We start from the raw sequence: 918 nt of genomic DNA on the forward strand, positions 1-918 counted from the left end.
GGCTCATTTTATGATCAAATTCGAAGGGAGAATTTAAGTGCCTATAATCGAATTTACACAAATAGATGGAAAGTCTCGTATCTCTAAATTTAGGCTTATTTAACAAGTCACTACTTTGTATCTACCCAAGAAATATTACCATCTTTTCTATAATAAACGACATTCACTCTTTTTGTTTTCACGTTCTCAAATAACAAAGCTGGTAGGTTTTCCAAATCCATCTTCATGACAGCCTCTCCTACAGAAAGAGATAAAATCTTAGCTGGTTTTTCAGCAACTATTGCAGGGTTATCTACATTAAACTCCTTTTCACCTGAATGATCATGAGAAATTATATATTTTACTGCTTCGGAAGTTATTTCGGAAAGTTTTGCGCGATCACTATGATTATTTAATTTCGATTTATAACGCCTAAGCTGCCTCTCAAGCTTACTAAGCGCAATATCAAACGAGTTATATATTTCATCAGAAAAGCAGTTACTCTTCATTATCATATGCCTTCCTGTCCCTTCATTAACCACTATATCGCAACCAAATTCTCGTCCTTGCTTAGAAAAATGTACATGCCCACTCTGTGCTCCAGCAAAGTATTTTTTTACTATGTTGGATAGCTTTTCAATTACATATTCCTGAATTGAATTGCCAATAGAAATGTGCTGTCCTGATACTTGTATGTGCATAATTTATCTCCAATTATATGTAATTATATCGTGTAAGAGAGTTACACTTACCTTTAAGTAGTATATACCTAATAAAAATTCAAGGATAGAAATAAACATACTTTAGTGTTTAATAGATTATGTGATTATTTAACTATTGATTTATCTTAAAAATTGTTATCAAGCTACTCTTAGTTCGTTAGGCTTATTGTTTGAATTCAGCCTAATGATCTTTTTAGCTGTTCTAATAACATAATAC

Annotated in this window: 1 protein-coding gene; it reads right to left on the reverse strand. The window is 31.8% G+C overall.

The genetic code is table 11. The features are described 5' to 3' along the window. Positions 1-110: 110 nt before the first annotated feature. Positions 111-680: a ribosome hibernation-promoting factor, HPF/YfiA family gene (gene hpf, locus Megvenef_RS09685; RefSeq protein ID WP_322777701.1), complete on the reverse strand. Its 570-nt coding sequence runs from the start codon at positions 678-680 to the stop codon at positions 111-113. Between the last annotated feature and the right edge of the window lie 238 nt (positions 681-918).

Origin of the sequence: Candidatus Megaera venefica (genome assembly GCF_034554655.1) — a bacterium.
Lineage (GTDB): Bacteria > Pseudomonadota > Alphaproteobacteria > Rickettsiales > Rickettsiaceae > Megaera_A > Megaera_A venefica.

Excerpts from the sequence above, each read along its gene's own strand:
- hpf (WP_322777701.1), bottom strand. The coding sequence starts at position 680 with ATGCACATACAAGTATCAGGACAGCACATTTCTATTGGCAATTCAATT.